This window comes from Paenibacillus sp. FSL R7-0333 (assembly GCF_038000365.1).
GTDB classification, from domain to species: Bacteria; Bacillota; Bacilli; order Paenibacillales; family Paenibacillaceae; genus Paenibacillus_AQ; species Paenibacillus_AQ silagei.
Genome location: NZ_JBBOBZ010000001.1, coordinates 6,940,693 through 6,958,158, shown reverse-complemented (window position 1 = coordinate 6,958,158; position 17,466 = coordinate 6,940,693). Strand labels below are relative to the sequence as shown.

Genomic DNA, 17,466 nt, shown 5'->3' with positions numbered 1-17,466 from the left:
TGGAGAAATATATAAACGGACCTGAACATAAATGGCACTGCCGTCTTACTAAAGGTTACGGGCAAGAAAGGATGTATCCTGTTCATGATGAAGCAAAATTCGGTGACAAGCCTGGCTGAGGGCGGGCCGTCCAGAAGCCAGCGGCTGCAGCTTGCCGTGATTCTGGGAGCCATCGCTACCATTGGTCCGCTGTCGATTGATATGTATCTGCCTGCCCTGCCTGCTCTTGGCCTCTATTTCGATACCAGTCCCGCCATGATTCAGCTTACCCTGACCTTCTTCCTGCTGGGACTGGCTTCGGGCCAGCTTGTGGCCGGACCGCTCAGTGATGTGCACGGGCGCCGGATTCCGCTGTTGTTCGGAATGATGATCTATGCGGTATCCTCGCTGCTCTGTGCGTTCAGCCCGTCCATCGGACTGCTGATTGTGCTGCGCTTCGTCCAGGGCCTGGCCGGATCGGTAGGGGTGGTGATCTCCCGTGCGGCGGTCCGTGACATGTACAGTGGCTCGGAATTAACCAGGTTCTTCTCGCTGCTGATGATTGTCAACGGACTGGGCCCGATTGCAGCGCCGGTTATCGGGGGGCAGCTGTTGAGAGTGACGGACTGGAAGGGCGTATTTGTAGTCTTATTCGTATGCGGGCTGCTCTTCGCGGCGGTCATTCTCCTGCGGCTGCCGGAGACCCTGCCCAAGGAACGGCGTATCCGCAGCGGGCTCAGAGGGACCCTGCGTACCTTCCGCATCCTGCTCGGCAATGCCGGATTCATGGGCTACGCGCTCTCCCAGGGCTTTGTTATGGCAGGCATGTTCGCTTATATCTCGGGGTCCTCCTTTGTTCTGCAGACGATTTACGGGGTATCCCCGCAAATGTACAGCCTGATCTTCGCCGTGAACGGCTTCGGCATTATTCTGACCGGGCAGATTGCCGGGCGGATGTCGGCCAGAGTGGGTGAGCGTAAGCTGCTGATCTGCGGCCTTCTGCTCAGTACCTCTGGAGGTATTCTGCTGCTGATTACCCTCCTCGCCGATGGCGGGCTGCTGCCGATCCTAATCTGTCTGTTCGCTGTGGTTGCAAGTGTAGGTCTTGTGGGTACGACCAGCTTCTCGCTGGCGATGCAGGATCAGGGGGAGACCGCTGGCAGCGCCTCTGCGCTTCTGGGTCTGCTTCCCTTGCTGCTGGGGAGCTGCGCGGCTCCGCTGGTTGGACTTGGCGGCAGCGGCTCGGCCCTGCCGATGGCGCTGGTCATCGCGGGAGCGGGCCTCCTGTCGGTTCTGTCCTATCTGCTGCTGTGCAGAAGAAAGGTCAAGCCGTGAGCCGCAAGGACTTTGCTACCCTGCTGCTGCTTGCTTTTGCCTGGGGGGCTTCCTTCCTGTTCATGCGGATTGCCTCGCCGGAGCTCGGTCCGGTCTTCACGACAGAGCTGCGCGTTACGATTGCCGGAGGTGCTCTGCTGCTCTATGCGTTGCTGACCCGGCGCAGGCTGGGCCTCCTGAAGCACTGGAGATCTTTCCTGCTGCTCGGTGCGGTTAACGCAGCGCTTCCGTTCACGCTGATCTGTATGGCTGAGCTGCATCTGAGCGCCTCACTGGCGGCGATTCTGAATGCTACAACTCCGATGTTCGCGGCACTGGCGGCGTGGGGGACCCGGAAGGAGAAGCCGGGGGCGGCCAAATCAGCCGGGTTGATAATAGGCCTGGTAGGTGTGGGTGTGCTGGTCGGCTGGAGTCCGCTCCCGCTGACCGGCACGGTTCTTTTATCCGTAGGTTACTCTCTTGGAGCCGCGCTCTGCTATGCGTTCGGAGGATTATACGCATCACGCGTAGGCTCCGGCCTCACTCCGCTGGCGCTTGCTGCGGGACAACAGCTGGGCGCAAGTGTGGTGCTGCTGCCGCTGGCGGTGATTTTTGCCCCGGATCATCTGCCTTCTTCCGCCGCTGTATATTCTGTCCTCGGCCTCTCGCTGATCTGCACCTCAGTGGCGTATCTGCTGTATTTCCGGCTGATTGCCAATATCGGCCCGGTCAAGACCGTTAGTGTCACCTTCCTCGTGCCTGTATTTGGCCTGTTGTGGGGTGTAATCTTCCTGCAGGAGCAGGTCTATGCCAATACCATCGCCGGGCTGGTCATCATCCTGCTGAGCGTTATGTTGGTGAACCGGAGGGCCAGGAAGGATTGAAGGGATATTCAGCAAACTTTCAGCGCATTTTAACGTTCATTGTAGAGAAAAGGGATATATTGAAGAGGTGAAAGGAGGGACACCCATGAATGTCTCATCCGTTGCCGCTTCATCATCTGTATCTTATACATCTTCCAGCGCCAGCGATACCGCTGCACTTGAGAAGCAGAAGGCGAAGCTGGAAGCTGAGCTTGAGAAAGTAAGCGCAAGCAAGGACAGCGAGCAAGCCAAAGAAACCAAAACCAAGCAGCTAGAACAGCAGATCAAGCACATCGAAGCACAAATTACCCAGAAGTCACAGGCTGCGGGCAGCTCCGCTTCTGCCCAGAGCGCTGCCGCGCCTCCGGACAAGCCTGCCGGTAACCATAAGCTGACAGCAGCATCCGTTCAGGAGATTGCTAACGCAACCACCGACAGCGCAGGGAGATTCGACATTCGAGTATAGCCTGAGCGAGAACAGCATGTCTCTGAAGGGAGCCGCCATTGCCATGGTGACAGGCTCTCCGTTAGGGGATGACAACCCTTGGTACGATGATAAAAGCACCCGGACTAATCGCAGTCCGGGTGCTTTTAAAATATAGAATTAATATGTTGCACACGATAACTTATCCTTCTATTTCTCGCTGAAACGGTACCGTCCTTTAAAAGGACGACAAAGCCGTTTCCACTTGTGCAAATATAGATGTATACGCTTCCCACCATCCCCGGATAAATATAAATCTGATGCAGGGACTTATCCTCCGCCCGCCGTCTAACTCTTGTAGACATGTGACCATTATACGGGAGTTCTGTTGAGGATCTTGTTATAATGGGTTCGTATGAAGAGGGCTGAATATGTTCAGGCAACAAGAGCGTTCGGCAGTGAGGCAGGTGAAGTCATGCATACTGTAATCAAAAATAAATTGGAACGCTTCAAGCTCGTACGGCTGCTGATATCCATCTACCGGATTAAGGCGGTGCGTGCGCTTTTTCCGCTGCTGATTATCGGTCTGGTCTATCTGGAGGGGCAGCATGAGCTGAAGCAAATTCATTTAGGCAAAATTATCCGTGATCTGAAATCCGTTCCCGTACCCTCTATTATGCAGATGCTGGGAATTTCGCTGCTGTCGGTGGCGGTCATGAGTACTTATGATTACTTGATCCGGCGGCATTTCCGCCTGCAGATCGGCTGGTTGCGGACCTTCCGTTATGCCTGGATTGCCAATACGTTCAATAATATGATCGGGTTCGCCGGTCTGGCTGGCGCGGGCCTTAGAACGCTGCTCTATAAACGGAGCAGTGTGCCTGCATCCTTGCTCGCGCCGGCCATTGTGTTCCTGTCACCGCTGATGATTACGGGGTTGTCGCTGCTTGGGTGGGGGACGATAACCGGACTTCTGCCGGCGGACCGGCTGCTGGAGGCGCATCGCTGGCTGGGTTTTGCAGTCTGGGGGATAGCACTGTATCTGCCGTTCTTTGTACTCCTCCAGCGCTCTGCGCTCTTCGCCAAATGGGTCAACCGGGGTGAGGGGAGAACCGCCTGGCTTACTGTGGTTGCTTCTGTGGGTGCCTCCTTCCTGGAGTGGGTGTTCGCCGGGCTGACCTTCTGGTTCATTGCCGGTGAGATGCTCGGAAGCGCTCCGTTTCTCACCGTCTTCAGTATCTATGTAGTGGCTGCGATAGCGGGAATTCTAAGTATGGCTCCCGGCGGCATCGGTGCGTTCGATCTGATTGCGCTGCTCGGGCTTACCCAGCTTGGCATCAAGAGCGACCATGCTATGGCAGTTCTGGTCATCTACAGATTATTCTATTACATTATCCCTTGGCTGCTCGGACTGGTGCTGGCTGCGCTGGAGTTCGGGCTGCCGGGTACGAAGGGCGCTGAACGCAGCGGCGACAGAGTGGAAGCCCCCCTGACGGTCTGGCAGAAAATATGGGGCTGGCCCGGTCAATATACCTTCCTCAGCGATCTGGGCGTATGGGCACTCGGCAAGCTGGTCTTGGCCAGCGGTCTGCTTCTGCTGCTGTCGGCAGCTACGCCTGAGCTGCTCTACAGGCTGAAGGTGACAGAGGAGCTCCTGTCGCTGCCAGTGATGCAGATCTCGCACCATCTGTCCGTGCTAATCGGCTTTATGCTGATTCTGCTGTCGCGGGGAATCTCCCTGCGTGTCCGCAGGGCTTATGTCTGGACGAGCCTGCTCCTATTGGGTGGGGCGGTCTTTGCATTTACGAAGGGGTTCGATTACGAGGAGGCCTTGTTCCTGCTGGTGGTGGCGATGATTCTGTGGATCTCACGAAGCCGGTTCTACCGGATCAGCGTTCCGTTTAGCGCCAAAAGTACCTTATGGTGGCTGCTCCTGACTTCGGCTGTAGCCCTCAGCTATTACGGGCTGGCGAGTTATACCCATCACGGCTTCCTGAAGCATCTCCCGCCCGGCATCCAGCCGGAATGGCTGCGGCAGCACAGTAATGTGGCCGCCACGGCGGCCGGCGGACTGATTTTCTCTTGGCTGCTGCTGACGATGGTTGTAGCCCTCAGGCCGCAGCACAAGGCAGATACGCTTCTCGCGAATAAGGATATGGCGCGGCTGGAGCGCTTCCTCTCGGAAGGCTGGGGCAATGCCTTAAGCCATATGCTGTTTCTTGGCGACAAAAGCTTCTATTGGGCCCAGGAAGGCAAGGTGCTGTTCGCCTTCGCCAGAGTCCGGGACAAGCTGGTGGTACTGGGTGACCCGCTGGGGCCGATGAATCTGCTTAATAACGGAATCAGTGAGTTCAGGCAGGCTGCTGATTTGTATGGACTATCTGTAGTCTTCTATCAGGCGACCCCGGCGCATCTTCCGCTCTATCATGAGCAGGGCTACCGGTTCTTCAAGCTGGGGGAAGAAGCGCTGGTCCCGCTGGCGGACTTCAGTATTAGCGGTTCGCGGAACGCCAGCTTGCGTAATGTGAAGGGGCGGTTCGAGCGCGAGGGCTACCGTTTCGAGATCACAGAGGCCCAGCATTCGAAGGAGCTGCTGCAGGAGCTTCGCCTGTTGTCAGAGGAATGGCTGGCCGGGCGCAAGGAGAAAGGCTACTCGCTGGGCTGGTTCAGCGAGCCGTACCTCCAGCTCGCACCGCTGGCGCTGCTGCGTGGAGCAGATGGCCATTTGCTGGCTTTTGCCTCCATGGCTCCTGGTTATGACGGGCAGAAGACGGTCTCGGTGGATCTGATGCGTCATCGCAAGGATACCCCGAACGGGACTATGGATTACCTGTTCCTGTGTCTGCTGGAATGGGCGAAAGCGCGCGGTTACAGAAGCTTCAATCTGGGGTCTGCCCCGCTGTCCAATGTCGGGGGCCGCTTTGGAGCGCTGCGGGAGGAGAAGCTTGCCCGGCTGGTTTTTGAACGCGGAGGCCACTGGTACGGCTTCTCCGGTCTGCGCCGGTATAAGGAGAAGTTCAACCCGGCGTGGGAGCCGCGTTATCTGGCCTATCCCGCTGCGGTGACTCTCCCTCTCTTGACTCTGGATTTGGTGAGGCTGGTCTCCAGGCATCCGGAGGAGGGGAAGTGAGGCCTTCACGCTGGAAGGTATGCGACATGGACTGACGCGAGGGTCGCGGGCCAAATGTATGCCAAAAACAGCATACAATCTCAATGAGCTGACGCGAAGGAGAGTAGGCCGAATTAAGGCCAATGGAAGCAAAAATCAGGGGCAATAGTGCCCCTGATTTTGCCGGATGCCCCACAAGTGGGCGGATAGGTATGGTGGGTTTAACTGTATTAGCTGCGCAGACGTATAAGTTCATACACTATCCATCCGCTATGGTGATTTTGTTCGCTGAATCGTCCCGTACCCGCTCAGCTGATACGCGCTACCCACCACAGCATAGCTGCAACCGCCAGGATACCTTGCGCTGCCAGCGTATCGCGCTTGCTCCAGCGGAGCTGATAGACGGGGGTCCGCTGCTTGGCGGGATCGTACCCCCGTGATTCTACGGCTGTCGCCAGCTCGTCGCCCATGCCCAGGACAAGAATCAGCAGAGGCACGATGATTAGGGCGACCTGCCTTGGGGACCAGCGGGCCACCCCGCGGGCGCGTCTTCCTCGTGAGCCCAGCGCAAGCTGCAGCTGGGCCAGCTTGCCGAGAATCCACGGCACGAACTGCAGGGTCACGGATACGGCAAGCGACCAGTTACGGGTGCGGATGCCCAGGGTCCGCAGCGGAGCGATGCCCCATTCCAGACCCTCGCGCAAGGGGGCACCGGTGGTCGTCTCGGTGAACAGGAAGCCGAGGGCAATCAGCAGCAGGAAGCGCAGCACGCTAATTCCCCCGCGCATTAGTCCTTCGTAGCTGAAGCTGAGCGGACCGAGTGCGAAGTCGGGAGAGCTCCAGCTAAGCCCGGCCAGCAGCCAGAGGAACAGGAACATCAGCAGGAACGGGCGGAAGAAGCGGAAGGCCCGGCGCCAGGAGATGCGGGCCGAAGCCGCGAGCCCGGCCAGCAGCCCGGCGGTAAGCAGCAGCGGGAGAAGAGTGTTCATCCCTAACAGGACCAGCGAGCCGAGAATCATCCCCAGCCATTTGGCCCGGGGATCGAGTCCTTGCCAGCCGGGCCTGCGCGGGGTGTTCTGTTCTTGTCTTGGATTGCCAGGCCTGATTATCGTCTGAACCCTCTCTGTTCTGGAGGATCGAGGAGAATTATCTCGCTTCCAGGTGCCTTCTAAGCTGTATTCCGTACTGTGTTGTTCGCTGGTTTTGGTATTCTGGTTGCCGGGTGGCATGGCGCTGCTGCGGGCAGAGGCGCCAGTGCCTGCCGGCAACCAGTCCGTCTGCGGCTTAGGCAGCGGGTGCTTTTCCAGCCCTATCAGCAGCTCCTCCAGATTGTCAGGGACTGCTTCCAGCAGGCCATGTTGCACCGCTCTGCGTCCCATAGAAGCATAGACGGGGGGCGTGAGTCCGGCGTCTGCCAGCAGACTGGGATCAGCAGTCAATGCCGGAGCGGTACCGTCATAATGGATAGCCCCCTGCTTCATCACGATGACCTTGTCGGCAACCGGCAGGAAGCTGTCCAGATCATGGGTGCCGATGATCAGGGTCAGGCCGCTACTGCGCAGCTGCTGTACCATTTCGAGCAGTGCCTGCGCTGCCTGGGGGTCCAGCCCTGCGGTCGGCTCATCCAGAATCAGAAGCCCGGGCTGTACGGCCAGGGCGCCCGCAATACATACGCGCCGCTTCTCTCCCCCGCTAAGCAGAAAGGGAGAGCGTCCGGCGAATTCATCGTAAGCCAGCCCGGTCTTCGCCAGAGCGCCCGCGATGATCTCCGTCCGCTTCTCCTTGGACACCCCGCGCTCCATCAGGCCGTATTCGATATCCTTATGTACCGTACCCGCGAACAGCTGAGTCTCCGGCTGCTGGAATACCATGGATGCAGCTTCGGCAGTCTTGTAGTCCGTCTTCTTCCCGTGATCGTAAAGTATCTGCCCGGAGGAGGGCTGTGCAAGGCCCGCGAGCAGACGGAGCAGCGTAGACTTACCGCTCCCGTTCACACCGCAGAGGACGGTCAGCGAACCTGTAGGGATATCCAGAGATATCTCTTGAACGGCTGGCCTGCCGCCTTCATAGCAGAAGGAGAGATGCTCCGTATGAATTCTCATAGCAGCTCCTCCAGATCCTGTCCGGTCAGCGGCAGCAGGTGAAGCGGCCAGCCCTGCTTCTGCAGCAGCTTCCCGATCCGGACGGCCGGAGAAGGAAGCCAGCTGAGGGTCTCCGGCAGCTCCGAGGTATAGAACAGGCTGCGCGGGCTGCCGTCATAGAGCAATTGCCCCTTGCCCAGCACCGCGATGCGCGGGCTTGCGGCCAGCTCCTCCATCCGCTGCGTGACCCAGAGGATGGTAGTCCCTGCCTGCCATAGCCCCTGGGCCAGCTCCATAATATCTGATCTCCCCTCAGGGTCCAGCATCGAGGTAGCCTCATCGAAGATAATCATTTCGGCTTCCAGTGCCAGGCAGCAGCCTACCGCCAGACGTTGGCGCTCTCCGCCGGATAGTGTAGATACCTCTGCCTCCGCTTTATGGCGTAGTCCTACCTGCTGTAGAATCTCATGGATTCGTGCAATCATCCGCCCCCGTTCCAATCCCCGGTTCTCCAGTCCGAAGGCGATATCCTCGAAGGGGGTGGAGCCAACCGTCTGTGCTTCGGGATTCTGAAATACGAGCTGCACCCGCTGCTTTACTATAATCCGGTTCTCCGGCAGGCGCAGGTCCAGTCCGGCCACGGACAGACTGCCGCCGGAGGGGGTGTTCAGTCCGTTGAAGGAGCGGATTAGCGAGGTTTTGCCGCAGCCGTTGGCCCCAGTGAGCGCTAACCATTCCCCAGGCTCTATATGAATGTTAATCCCTTGCAGTACCGTACGGCGATGCTGCCCCTCCCGCACGGACAAGCTTACATTATGCGCCCTGATCATCCTCATGCCTGCTTTCCGTCCAGCTCTAGTCAACAATTGCTACCCATTATAACAAAGATTTCAGGATTGCTGTATCTGGAGGGTGATGTTATAGTGATCCCAAGTGGAAACGGCTTTGCCGTCCTTTTAAAGGACGGTACCGTTTTGGCGAGAAATAGAAGGATAATTTGTAGCGTGAAACATATACATTCTGGCGTAATATATAATCCTCGTAGAAAAGGAAAATCCCCAGCGACTATCGAAGAAAGAAGCACCTGACAAAGAGCTTCAATCTTACCTACCCTACCACAGGAGGTTGAAGTCGCATGGGGAAATCCCTACATATTCAAGGCTTAAAGGGAACCAAGTTCAGTCAACAACTACGGGGTGTTAACCTGGAGCAGGTCCTCATCGTAGCTATCGATGCAGCCAAACTCCACCAGAAAGCCCTGATCTGCAATTACTTCGGCGACATCATTGCAAAACCCTTTTTCTTTTCCGTCAATCACTCCGGCATGCAAATGTTATACGATGCCATCGAACAAGCCGTGGTCTCCACCGGGGCCGTACGGCTGTTTTTGGGAATCGAAGCTACGGGCCATTACTATGAAGATATCGTTAGAGAAATGGCCAAGCAAGGCTACCTCGTCCAGATTCTCAACGCGTATACGACCTTCGAAGAACGGGCTAGCGCGCTGAACTGGTGTAAAACCGATGATCTCGATCTAGTCGCTATCGCTCATGCGCTGAAGAACAATAAAGCCACTGAGTTCCGTTTGGCCGAGGGGCTTCGGCGACAGTTGCATGTTCTTACCCGGGCCAGACGCTCGGAGATCCGCAAACGCTCCACTTTGCGGATGGAAATCCGAACACTCATGGACATCGTTTGGCGCGAATTTCAGGGCTATGCTGACCATCAGCATGGGCGGGCTCAGAAGATCAAGGTGTTTAGCGACTTTTGGGGAAAGGCCTCCCTGTTCTTTATGGAGCACTACCCACATCCCGCAGCGATTTGTAAGCTGGGGGAGACAGGACTGCGGGAGTTGTCCATCCAGCATAATCTGAAGCTTCGAGCAACTGCCATTCGTAAGCTTCTTCAGGTCGCCACAGAGTCGCTTTCCTCTGACGAGCAAACCCTTCGTCCCGAGCTCCTTCTGCTACGAATGAAGCTACAAGATCTTCGCGCTTTTGACACGAAGATCCATATCCTTGAGCAAGAGATCGAAGGCCTCCTGCTTCAGACCGACGGACGGCTGTTACTTACCGTTCCAGGCCTTGGTGTCTCTACCGCCGCTGAGCTCTACGCAGAGATGGGCGATGTGTCTCATTATACTCATGCCGGACAGTTGATTAAGAAAGCAGGAACGAATCCCGTCGTGAAGCAAACGGGGGGAGGTGCCGGTTCGTACAGGAAAATTTCCAAACAAGGCAATTCCCATTTGCGCTATGTTGCCTTCTTAGCCGGACGAAGCCTCTGCCTGCATAACCCGGATCTAAGGCCGTTTTACGAACGCTTGAAGAACCGTGGGAAGCATCCTCGATCCATTTTTGTAGCCATGGGGAACAAGGTGCTTAAGATTGCATTTGCAATGCTTCGTGACAAGAAGCCCTTTCTCTCCGCGAAGCCCACTTGTTCGCTTGCTCAAGAGATCAATAAGAAGCTTCGTTATAGCTGTTTTCTAACGTCGGACGTTGCCTGAATAAGCCTGAAATGACTGAACCGTTAGGTCTGGAACGGAGGGAAGATCGGATCAAATTCTTGAGGACCAGACCTCGTATATAAGCCTTATCCACCTCGTTCTGTTAATGCGAATTGTACGTTAGAACTCGATCTGCACTCAGCCAGATTGCATAACAGAATTGAACACGAGGCTATTTCCTTTCAAGTTCGAGACCTGCCGGTTCTGTCCATTGCTTTTCGTCAGTTGCTAACTATTTTTTGGAAAATAAAGAGTTAGGTGTGTTTGAGTTGTCTCTTTAGTCTGTTTTTGCTTATTGACATAGTACGCTTATATTTTTAGAAAAGGGGGAACCTCCCGGCCATGAAGAAATGGACCACCCGCGGCCTGATATTCAGTGCCTTATTCGCCGCCGTCATGATAGCTCTGAGTTATTTGAAAATCTCGCTGCCCTTCTCCACGGTACCCATTACCATGCAGACCCTCGCGGTAATGCTGGCTGGTTCGATCCTTGGGGCCCGTTACGGGGCGCTTGCTGTACTGATCGTGATCGGACTCGCCGCTGCCGGATTCCAGGTGATGGGCGGAAGCGGAGGATTGGCGGTCCTGGTTGGCCCTACCGCAGGATATATCTTCTCCTGGCCGTTCGTGGCCTGGCTGATCGGCTTTTTCGCCGAACGCATTAAGCAGGACCAATACACCTTCGTGAAGCTGCTGGCCGCTAACTTTATCTTCGGGGCACTGTTAGTTTATCCGGGCGGTGTGGGGTGGCTGGCCTATTCTACAGGCATGGATTCACTCGGCAAGGCATTGACGGCAGGCATGTGGCCGTTTCTTCCGGGCGACCTGCTCAAAGCAGTCTTGTGTTCGGCTGTAGTAACGGCGGTATGGAAGGTTTATCCGATCGAACGTATCCTGAACAGTGACACAGGCGTCTGGGCTGAAGGGGACAACACAACCACAACTCGTTAACCGCAAGCTGCTAACCAATAAATGCAAATGCTAACTGCAAGCTATGTCTTGCTCAGCATAAATAGGCGAATTCATAGCCCCTGCGGCGTGGATTCGCCTATTTCGCGTTATTCACAATAGGAATTCTATAGGCATCCGTCAGATGTTGAACGTACTGTGGATAACATCGTGGATAAATCTTTTTTCAGCAGAATCGCCCGCAGGACAAATTTGCTTTTACACGGTGACTCCAGCTCACCCATATGACTCCTCTGCTAATGTGAATCCCGTGCTGAAAGTGGGCTGGATGAGTAAATGAGAGGGATAAATCCCATTGGTGGGGCTGAAAATGAGCCGTATGAGTAAATTAAAGGGATAAATCCCGTTGGTGGAGCCGAAAGTGGGCCGGATGAGTAAATGAAAGGGATAAATCCCATTAGCGGGGCTGAAAATGAGCCGTATGAGTAAATTAAAGGGATAAATCCCGTTGGTGGAGCCGGAAGTCGGCCGGATGAGTAAATGAAAGGGATAAATTCATAGGTGGTTCTGAAAATGGGCCGGATGAGTACCAGATGAGGAAATGAGTGAATTGTTTAGGTTTATAGAGAGTAATATATTTCTTTTGTGGATAATATGTGGATAAAATGGGAGAGGGTTGCGAAGGCAGTGAAGTCGCAGAGGAATAGATGTGTTGGAGTACTAAAAGTAAAATGAGTGTACTTGAGGTGGTTACTTGATTTAAAGAACAAAAGTGAGCCTGCGAATGAAATGAGGAACACTACTGCACTTGACTTCACTACCCGAGTCACTTCTCACCTATAAAACAAATGCCGTCCCCCTAACAACAGGGACGGCATTCTTCATCTTTACAAGCTTACTCCTCCGCGCAGGCATCGGCTGGCTTCGGCTCGGGCAGCGCCCAGACGGAGACGCTGCCGCCGTTCACCGGGAATACAGCCCAGCCGTCTTCGCCGATGGTGATGGACTCCCCGCGGTTATGGGTGAAGTCCTCCCATACCTCTCCGCTGCGCGCTTCGCCCACGAACATCCGCTTCTCTCCGTTGTCTCCGTTGGAGATGACTACAGCGCAGCCGGAGCCTTCGATCTCCTGAACGCCGCGCCGGACCCAGCCGATAGTGTTCGGATGATCGAAATAATCGTCCTGCTCCCCGTAAGCTTTGGTGTAGCGTGCGCAGAGCAGAGGATCGATGGCGTCCTTCTTGCCTTCCATCGGTGCAGGGCCGCCGATGCCGTAATAATCCCCGTAGAAGACAACGGGATATCCGTCGCGCCGCAGCAGAATCAGGGCGTAGGCGCTTTGCTTGAACCAGTCGCCCACCCAGGATTCCAGTGCCTCGTGCGGCTGGGAGTCGTGGTTGTCAACGAAGGTGACAGCATTAGCGGGATGCGTCTGTACGAGCGTATCATCGAAGATATGCGTCAGGTCGAAATCCCGGCCTGCCAGTGCGGCGGAGTACAGCTTGTAATGAAGAGAGACATCGAATAGATCGATCTGGTAATCTACAGTGTTCAGGAATTCGCGGCAGGCTTCCAGATTGGAGTTCCAGAATTCACCGACGATGTAGAAGTCCTCGCCGCGCTTCTTTTTCATCTCCATGGCGAATTCCTTGATGAACTCGTGGTTGATATGCTTGATCGCATCCAGCCGGTATCCGCTGCATTGCAGCGTATCGACCAGCCACTTGCCCCAGTTCAACATCTCCTGCTTCACATCTGCATTGAGGTAATCAATGTTGGCGAACATCAGATAGTCATAGTTGCCGAATTCGGTATCCACATTCTCATTCCAGCCTTTATTCGTGCCGTCAATCCGGAAGACGCCGTTGCGGCCGTCCTTGGCATCGAAATCCGTTCCGTTGAAGTGGGTATGATTCCACTTGAAGCTGGAGTATTCATCCCCGCGTCCCGGGAAATCGAATTTAGTCCAGCCTTCAATCTCGAACGGCTCGGAGATATCCTTGGTGCGGTCGTTCGGGTCCACCTCAATGACCTCGAACACCTCCGTCTCATCCGCTCCGGCTTTATGGTTCATGACCAGATCCACATAGACCGCAATGCCGTTCTTCAGGCACTCGGCAATGGCATCGATCAGCTCTTGTTTGGTTCCGTATTTCGTGCGCACATCACCCTTTTGATCGAATTCACCGAGGTCATAGAGATCGTAGACTCCATAACCGGTATCTTCGGGCGAGACGGCCTTGGTCACAGGGGGAACCCATACCGAATCAATGCCAGCCGCCTTCAGCTCCGGGGCCATCTGGGCCAGCCGTTTCCAGTGTTCTCCGTCCGCCGCGACATGCCATTCAAAAAATTGCATCATAGTATGATTTCTCTTCATATAGGTAGGCCTCCTTTACATGGGTAAGACGACTCCGACAGTTATCTGATCTGGAGATTCTGGTAATACTGGCACTTCAGCAAGGAGTAGAAGAGATTTATGTAGACCTCTGTACATCAGTTGAATAAGTCCAGTTGGCGCGGGGCCAGCCCGCCGTCGATCCCAAGCAGCGATTGCAGCTCCTGAGCATTGGGAGTGGCATCCCCGGCAGAATTATTATTAAATACCACGTAAATATTCTTACAGGTCTGTTCAAGCTCCAGCAGCCGGTCCCGCCACTGCGTTAACTCTTCGGTGCTGTAGCGGTACAGATAGCGAAGCTTGCGCCAGTCCGGGTGGCTGCTCTGATTCCAGCCTGCAGTGTTGCGCCCATGCAGCCGCACGTAGGTGAGGTCCGGCCGGGTGGCGACAGGGACAATCGGGATGGAGCCGGAGCCTGCCTGCGGCTCGTCGGCTATCGTATGAATCCAGCCTTCTTGCTTCAGGAACCCGAGGGTCCGCTCACGCATCTCAGGGCTGTACCAGGAATCATTACGGAATTCGATGGCAGCGGGCACATCCAGCAGCCGCTCCTTCGCGTCACGCAGGACATCCACGTTGTCTTTGGTGCAGTCGAACCAGGGCGGGAATTGAAACAGTGCCATCGCCAGCTTCCCCGCTGAGCGGACAGGAGCGATAGAGGTATGGAAGGCCCGGTACATCTCCTCCGGCGTATCGTAGTAATTCTTTTTCCCCCGCAGATGTCCGGTCATTCCCTGATAAGCCTTCACAATGAACTGGAACGCCTCCGGCGTCTGGTTGACCCATTTCTCGTAATTTCGGACCGGCTGAACCGCGTAGAAGGAACTGTCAATTTCCACAATGGGAAAATGGGCGCTGTAGGCGGGCAGGCGGTCGGCAGGTTTGATTTTGCCGTACAGCTCCTCATGGTCTCCGAAGCCGGTCAGCCCGATCTTGATCATAGAACCCCCTCCATGTCGCATGAACCTGAATTCTGCCGAACGGATCGGCTAACTCTTATTAAACTGAAAACCCGCTAAAGCAAACAACGGCAGGGCGGGAATGACTGAAATCAGGGCGGAGCCAGGAAAGAACTGGATAAAAAAAGCGGCTATGGGAGCAGGTATCACCAAAAGAGCAGGCAGATATACCCGGCGGGCAGGAAAAGAGGGCTTGCCTCCATCACATGGGCTTGAAGCGGGTGATGGAGGAGACGCCATACAGATGAACGCTATTGCGGCCGTTACGCTTGGAGGAGTAGAGGGCATGGTCTGCTTCCGAGAGCAGCTCCTCCAGTGAGATCGAACGGCGGAAGGCTTCAGTCACGCCGAAGCTGGCTGTGATTTTAATTGTTCCTGTGAAGGTGGAGAAGGTGCTCTGCTCGATGTCCCTGCGGATACGCTCAGAGATCAGGGCTGCTTCCTTCAAGAGGGCCCCCGGCAGGCTTAAGACGAATTCTTCACCTCCGTACCGTCCGAAGACATCCCCCTCCCGGACATGCTGGCGGCATACGCTTACTACATGCTGTAAGGCCATATCCCCGTGATGGTGCCCGTAGCGGTCGTTAATGCTTTTGAAGAAATCGATATCCAGCAGGATGACCGAGAAGGGGGCGGCGGAGTCGGCAGCTTCCTGCAGCCGTTGCCGGCTCAGCTCCATGAAGTGGGTCCGGTTGTAGATGCCGGTCAGGCTGTCGATGGTGGCGAGCTGCAGCAGCTTTTCCTGGAGCAGGGTGCGTTCGGTAACATCAATCAGCATGATCATCCGCCCGGCAAGATGGCCGTCATGCTTCTGGACTGGAGAGGAACGGACCTGATAATAGCAGACTTCTCCGCCGGAATGCCATACCAGCTCCTGCTCCTCGCTAATCTGCGGATTGGAATTCATTACATAATCGACAGCTTCCTTGCCGGCAGGCAGGAAGAGCTGGGCCAGCGGGCGGCCGATGGCGGAGGCATCCAGATCCTCAAGCATCTCGGCAGCGGCCCGGTTATAATCCACCAGCTTGTCGGAGAGGTCCATGACCAGTACGCCGTCGCGCATGCTCTCGAACAGATTCTCGCGGGCAATCGGTGCGGCGGTCAGCATCCCTCTGGACAGAATGGCCCATATATACAGGGAGGAGGTTACGCTCATCACAACGGGTACAGGGTCTGTTCCGTATGGAGTCAGGTCCATCAGATAGAGGAAGGCCCCCAGCGCAGGCAGGAATTGTCCGACAAAAATAATCAGCATCTGCCGCAGATAAGCCCGCCGCATCCGCCCCCAGCGCCAGAGGATCAGGCACATACCGGCCAACATACAGCCGAAGGTCAGACTACCCTGCACGATATACCAGGGTCCCATGACGATATCCACCAGCGGTGCAGGCGCGCCTTCCCGGAAGTAGATAGCCTTATAGAACAGGTGATGGGAGTCGTTGGTCCAGACAAGCACCGTGGAGATCACGGGGACGGAGTAGAGGAGGACCAGCAGTTTTCGGGAGACTAGCTTCTCTAAGCCCACGAAGTGCATGATCATCAGCAGACTGGAGGGCGCGATGTACGGCATTCCGAGATACTCCAGCTTGATCCAGAACTTAATCTGTTCCATCGAGTTCCCCGAGAGCTCGAGCGCGAAGGCGAATGTGTATACCGCCGAGGCGGCGGAGCTGACGATGAATGCGCGCAGGCCCGAGAAGTCAGTCTTCCTGTAAAAAGCAAACAGGGCGAGCAAGGCGTTCAGCACACCGGAGATCGAAACGATAATAATGTAGTTGGAAATCAGAGATGCCATGGGGAGCGCCTCCATGAATTGAGATAAGCATTGGACATTGTGAATAGTCTCCTGGCTGAAACGTTACCGTCCTTGAGAGGACGGCAAAGCCGTTTCCACTTATAGTTACTTACTATTTTTATCGGCAATCAGCTCTATTATTTACACTGTAAGCGGCTCCCTAGACAAAGTGACGGAATTTCACAGTCTCAATGTTACGCTTTGTCTAATGTGGGATTCGCAGGCAACGTGTAACATGTTAATTAATCCTACATGAGATGAGGGAGAGGACGAGGGTTAAGATAATTATGTGATGTTAATTAACATTGAATAGATTCAGGGATGGAGGGGGACTGGAGATGTCACTAGTAGCAGCAAAAATTCCTGAAATACAGCTGGAGCATGTCGAAATGCGTTACCAGACGGAGACGGCAGATGTGCTGGCCCTGCATCAGGTAAGTCTCGATATTGCCAAGGGGGAGTTCGTCTCCCTGCTGGGTCCTTCCGGGTGCGGAAAGACTACTCTTCTGAGGCTGATGGCAGATCTTATAACACCAACGGCTGGAAATATCATGGTGGCAGGCAAAAATGCCAAGGAGGCCCGGCTGGCACAGAAATACGGTATCGTGTTCCAGAGTCCGGTGCTGTATGACTGGCGGAAGGTCAAGCATAATATTACACTGCCGCTGGAGCTGCTGGGCGTCAAGAAATCGATCCGTGAGGACAAAGCGCTGGAGCTGCTTGATCTCGTGGGCTTGCAGGGATTCGCCGATAAGTATCCCTGGCAGCTCAGCGGGGGGATGCAGCAGCGTGTAGCGATTGCCCGGGCGCTCTCCATGGAGCCGGAAATCCTGCTCATGGATGAACCGTTCTCGGCGCTGGATGAATTCACGCGCGAGCGGCTGAATGAAGAGCTGCTCTCCGTCTGGAGTAAGGTACAGAGCACGATTGTATTTGTTACCCACAGTATTCCCGAATCGATCTTCCTGTCGGACCGGGTGTTCGTCCTGTCTCCGCATCCGGGCAGGCTCTCGGCGGTTGTCGATATTCCGCTGCCCCGTCCGCGTACGGCGGACATGAGGAACCGTCCGGAGTTCTTCGAGCTGATTGCCCGTATCCGCGACAGCTTCGAAGGGGTGTAGTG

At 55.5% G+C, this 17,466-nt stretch carries 12 protein-coding genes; 7 read left to right on the top strand and 5 right to left on the bottom strand.

Annotated elements, in window-relative coordinates; translation table 11 throughout:
- Positions 1 to 84 precede the first annotated feature (84 nt).
- From MKY86_RS29820 to mprF, 4 genes are all read left to right on the top strand, one after another.
- The gene (locus MKY86_RS29820) at positions 85 to 1,314 is read left to right on the top strand and encodes a multidrug effflux MFS transporter (protein WP_445669916.1); all 1,230 of its coding nucleotides are present in this window, start codon (positions 85 to 87) and stop codon (positions 1,312 to 1,314) included.
- A complete protein-coding gene (locus tag MKY86_RS29815) occupies positions 1,311 to 2,177 on the top strand; it encodes a DMT family transporter (protein ID WP_076074682.1) in 867 nt (288 codons plus the stop codon). The genes MKY86_RS29820 and MKY86_RS29815 overlap by 4 nt, the downstream gene beginning before the upstream one ends.
- Positions 2,178 to 2,262: 85 nt before the next feature.
- Complete coding sequence (locus MKY86_RS29810) at positions 2,263 to 2,622, top strand: FlxA-like family protein (protein ID WP_076074680.1); 360 nt, start codon at positions 2,263 to 2,265, stop codon at positions 2,620 to 2,622.
- A 433-nt stretch (positions 2,623 to 3,055) separates the two neighbouring features.
- On the top strand, positions 3,056 to 5,710 hold the full coding sequence (gene mprF / locus MKY86_RS29805) for a bifunctional lysylphosphatidylglycerol flippase/synthetase MprF (protein WP_076074931.1): 2,655 nt from the start codon (positions 3,056 to 3,058) through the stop codon (positions 5,708 to 5,710).
- A gap of 287 nt (positions 5,711 to 5,997) precedes the next feature.
- On the opposite strand, the gene MKY86_RS29800 is transcribed toward mprF, so the two are convergent.
- Complete coding sequence (locus MKY86_RS29800) at positions 5,998 to 7,791, bottom strand: ATP-binding cassette domain-containing protein (protein WP_076074677.1); 1,794 nt, start codon at positions 7,789 to 7,791, stop codon at positions 5,998 to 6,000.
- A complete protein-coding gene (locus tag MKY86_RS29795; protein ID WP_076074675.1) occupies positions 7,788 to 8,600 on the bottom strand; it encodes an energy-coupling factor ABC transporter ATP-binding protein in 813 nt (270 codons plus the stop codon). Before MKY86_RS29795 ends, MKY86_RS29800 begins: the two co-directional genes overlap by 4 nt.
- A gap of 305 nt (positions 8,601 to 8,905) precedes the next feature.
- Between MKY86_RS29795 and MKY86_RS29790 the strand changes: the two genes are divergently transcribed.
- Both MKY86_RS29790 and MKY86_RS29785 read left to right on the top strand, forming a co-directional pair.
- Complete coding sequence (locus MKY86_RS29790) at positions 8,906 to 10,279, top strand: IS110 family transposase (RefSeq protein WP_076074672.1); 1,374 nt, start codon at positions 8,906 to 8,908, stop codon at positions 10,277 to 10,279.
- Positions 10,280 to 10,621: 342 nt separating this feature from the next.
- Positions 10,622 to 11,230 carry a biotin transporter BioY gene (locus MKY86_RS29785; protein ID WP_076086432.1) on the top strand — a complete coding sequence of 203 codons (609 nt, stop codon included), beginning with the start codon at positions 10,622 to 10,624 and terminating at the stop codon, positions 11,228 to 11,230.
- An 853-nt stretch (positions 11,231 to 12,083) separates the two neighbouring features.
- Here the strand turns inward: MKY86_RS29785 and MKY86_RS29780 are convergent.
- From MKY86_RS29780 to MKY86_RS29770, 3 genes are all read right to left on the bottom strand, one after another.
- The gene (locus tag MKY86_RS29780; RefSeq protein WP_076086429.1) at positions 12,084 to 13,568 is read right to left on the bottom strand and encodes an alpha-amylase; all 1,485 of its coding nucleotides are present in this window, start codon (positions 13,566 to 13,568) and stop codon (positions 12,084 to 12,086) included.
- A 116-nt stretch (positions 13,569 to 13,684) separates the two neighbouring features.
- Positions 13,685 to 14,530 carry a DUF72 domain-containing protein gene (locus MKY86_RS29775; RefSeq protein ID WP_076086426.1) on the bottom strand — a complete coding sequence of 282 codons (846 nt, stop codon included), beginning with the start codon at positions 14,528 to 14,530 and terminating at the stop codon, positions 13,685 to 13,687.
- A gap of 220 nt (positions 14,531 to 14,750) precedes the next feature.
- Entirely contained in the window at positions 14,751 to 16,343 is a 1,593-nt protein-coding gene (locus MKY86_RS29770; RefSeq protein ID WP_076086423.1) for a histidine kinase N-terminal 7TM domain-containing diguanylate cyclase, read from the bottom strand.
- Positions 16,344 to 16,681: 338 nt separating this feature from the next.
- On the opposite strand from MKY86_RS29770, the gene MKY86_RS29765 reads away from it, so the two are divergent.
- Positions 16,682 to 17,464, top strand: coding sequence for an ABC transporter ATP-binding protein (locus MKY86_RS29765; protein WP_076086420.1), 783 nt, complete (start codon positions 16,682 to 16,684; stop codon positions 17,462 to 17,464).
- Positions 17,465 to 17,466: the final 2 nt, after the last annotated feature.

Coding starts and splice junctions, on each gene's coding strand:
- MKY86_RS29780 (WP_076086429.1), bottom strand. CDS start 13,568: ATGAAGAGAAATCATACTATGATGCAATTTTTTGAATGGCATGTCGCG.
- mprF (WP_076074931.1), top strand. CDS start 3,056: ATGCATACTGTAATCAAAAATAAATTGGAACGCTTCAAGCTCGTACGG.
- MKY86_RS29765 (WP_076086420.1), top strand. CDS start 16,682: ATGTCACTAGTAGCAGCAAAAATTCCTGAAATACAGCTGGAGCATGTC.
- MKY86_RS29795 (WP_076074675.1), bottom strand. CDS start 8,600: ATGATCAGGGCGCATAATGTAAGCTTGTCCGTGCGGGAGGGGCAGCAT.
- MKY86_RS29785 (WP_076086432.1), top strand. CDS start 10,622: ATGAAGAAATGGACCACCCGCGGCCTGATATTCAGTGCCTTATTCGCC.
- MKY86_RS29790 (WP_076074672.1), top strand. CDS start 8,906: ATGGGGAAATCCCTACATATTCAAGGCTTAAAGGGAACCAAGTTCAGT.
- MKY86_RS29800 (WP_076074677.1), bottom strand. CDS start 7,791: ATGAGAATTCATACGGAGCATCTCTCCTTCTGCTATGAAGGCGGCAGG.
- MKY86_RS29775 (WP_076086426.1), bottom strand. CDS start 14,530: ATGATCAAGATCGGGCTGACCGGCTTCGGAGACCATGAGGAGCTGTAC.
- MKY86_RS29820 (WP_445669916.1), top strand. CDS start 85: ATGATGAAGCAAAATTCGGTGACAAGCCTGGCTGAGGGCGGGCCGTCC.
- MKY86_RS29770 (WP_076086423.1), bottom strand. CDS start 16,343: ATGGCATCTCTGATTTCCAACTACATTATTATCGTTTCGATCTCCGGT.
- MKY86_RS29810 (WP_076074680.1), top strand. CDS start 2,263: ATGAATGTCTCATCCGTTGCCGCTTCATCATCTGTATCTTATACATCT.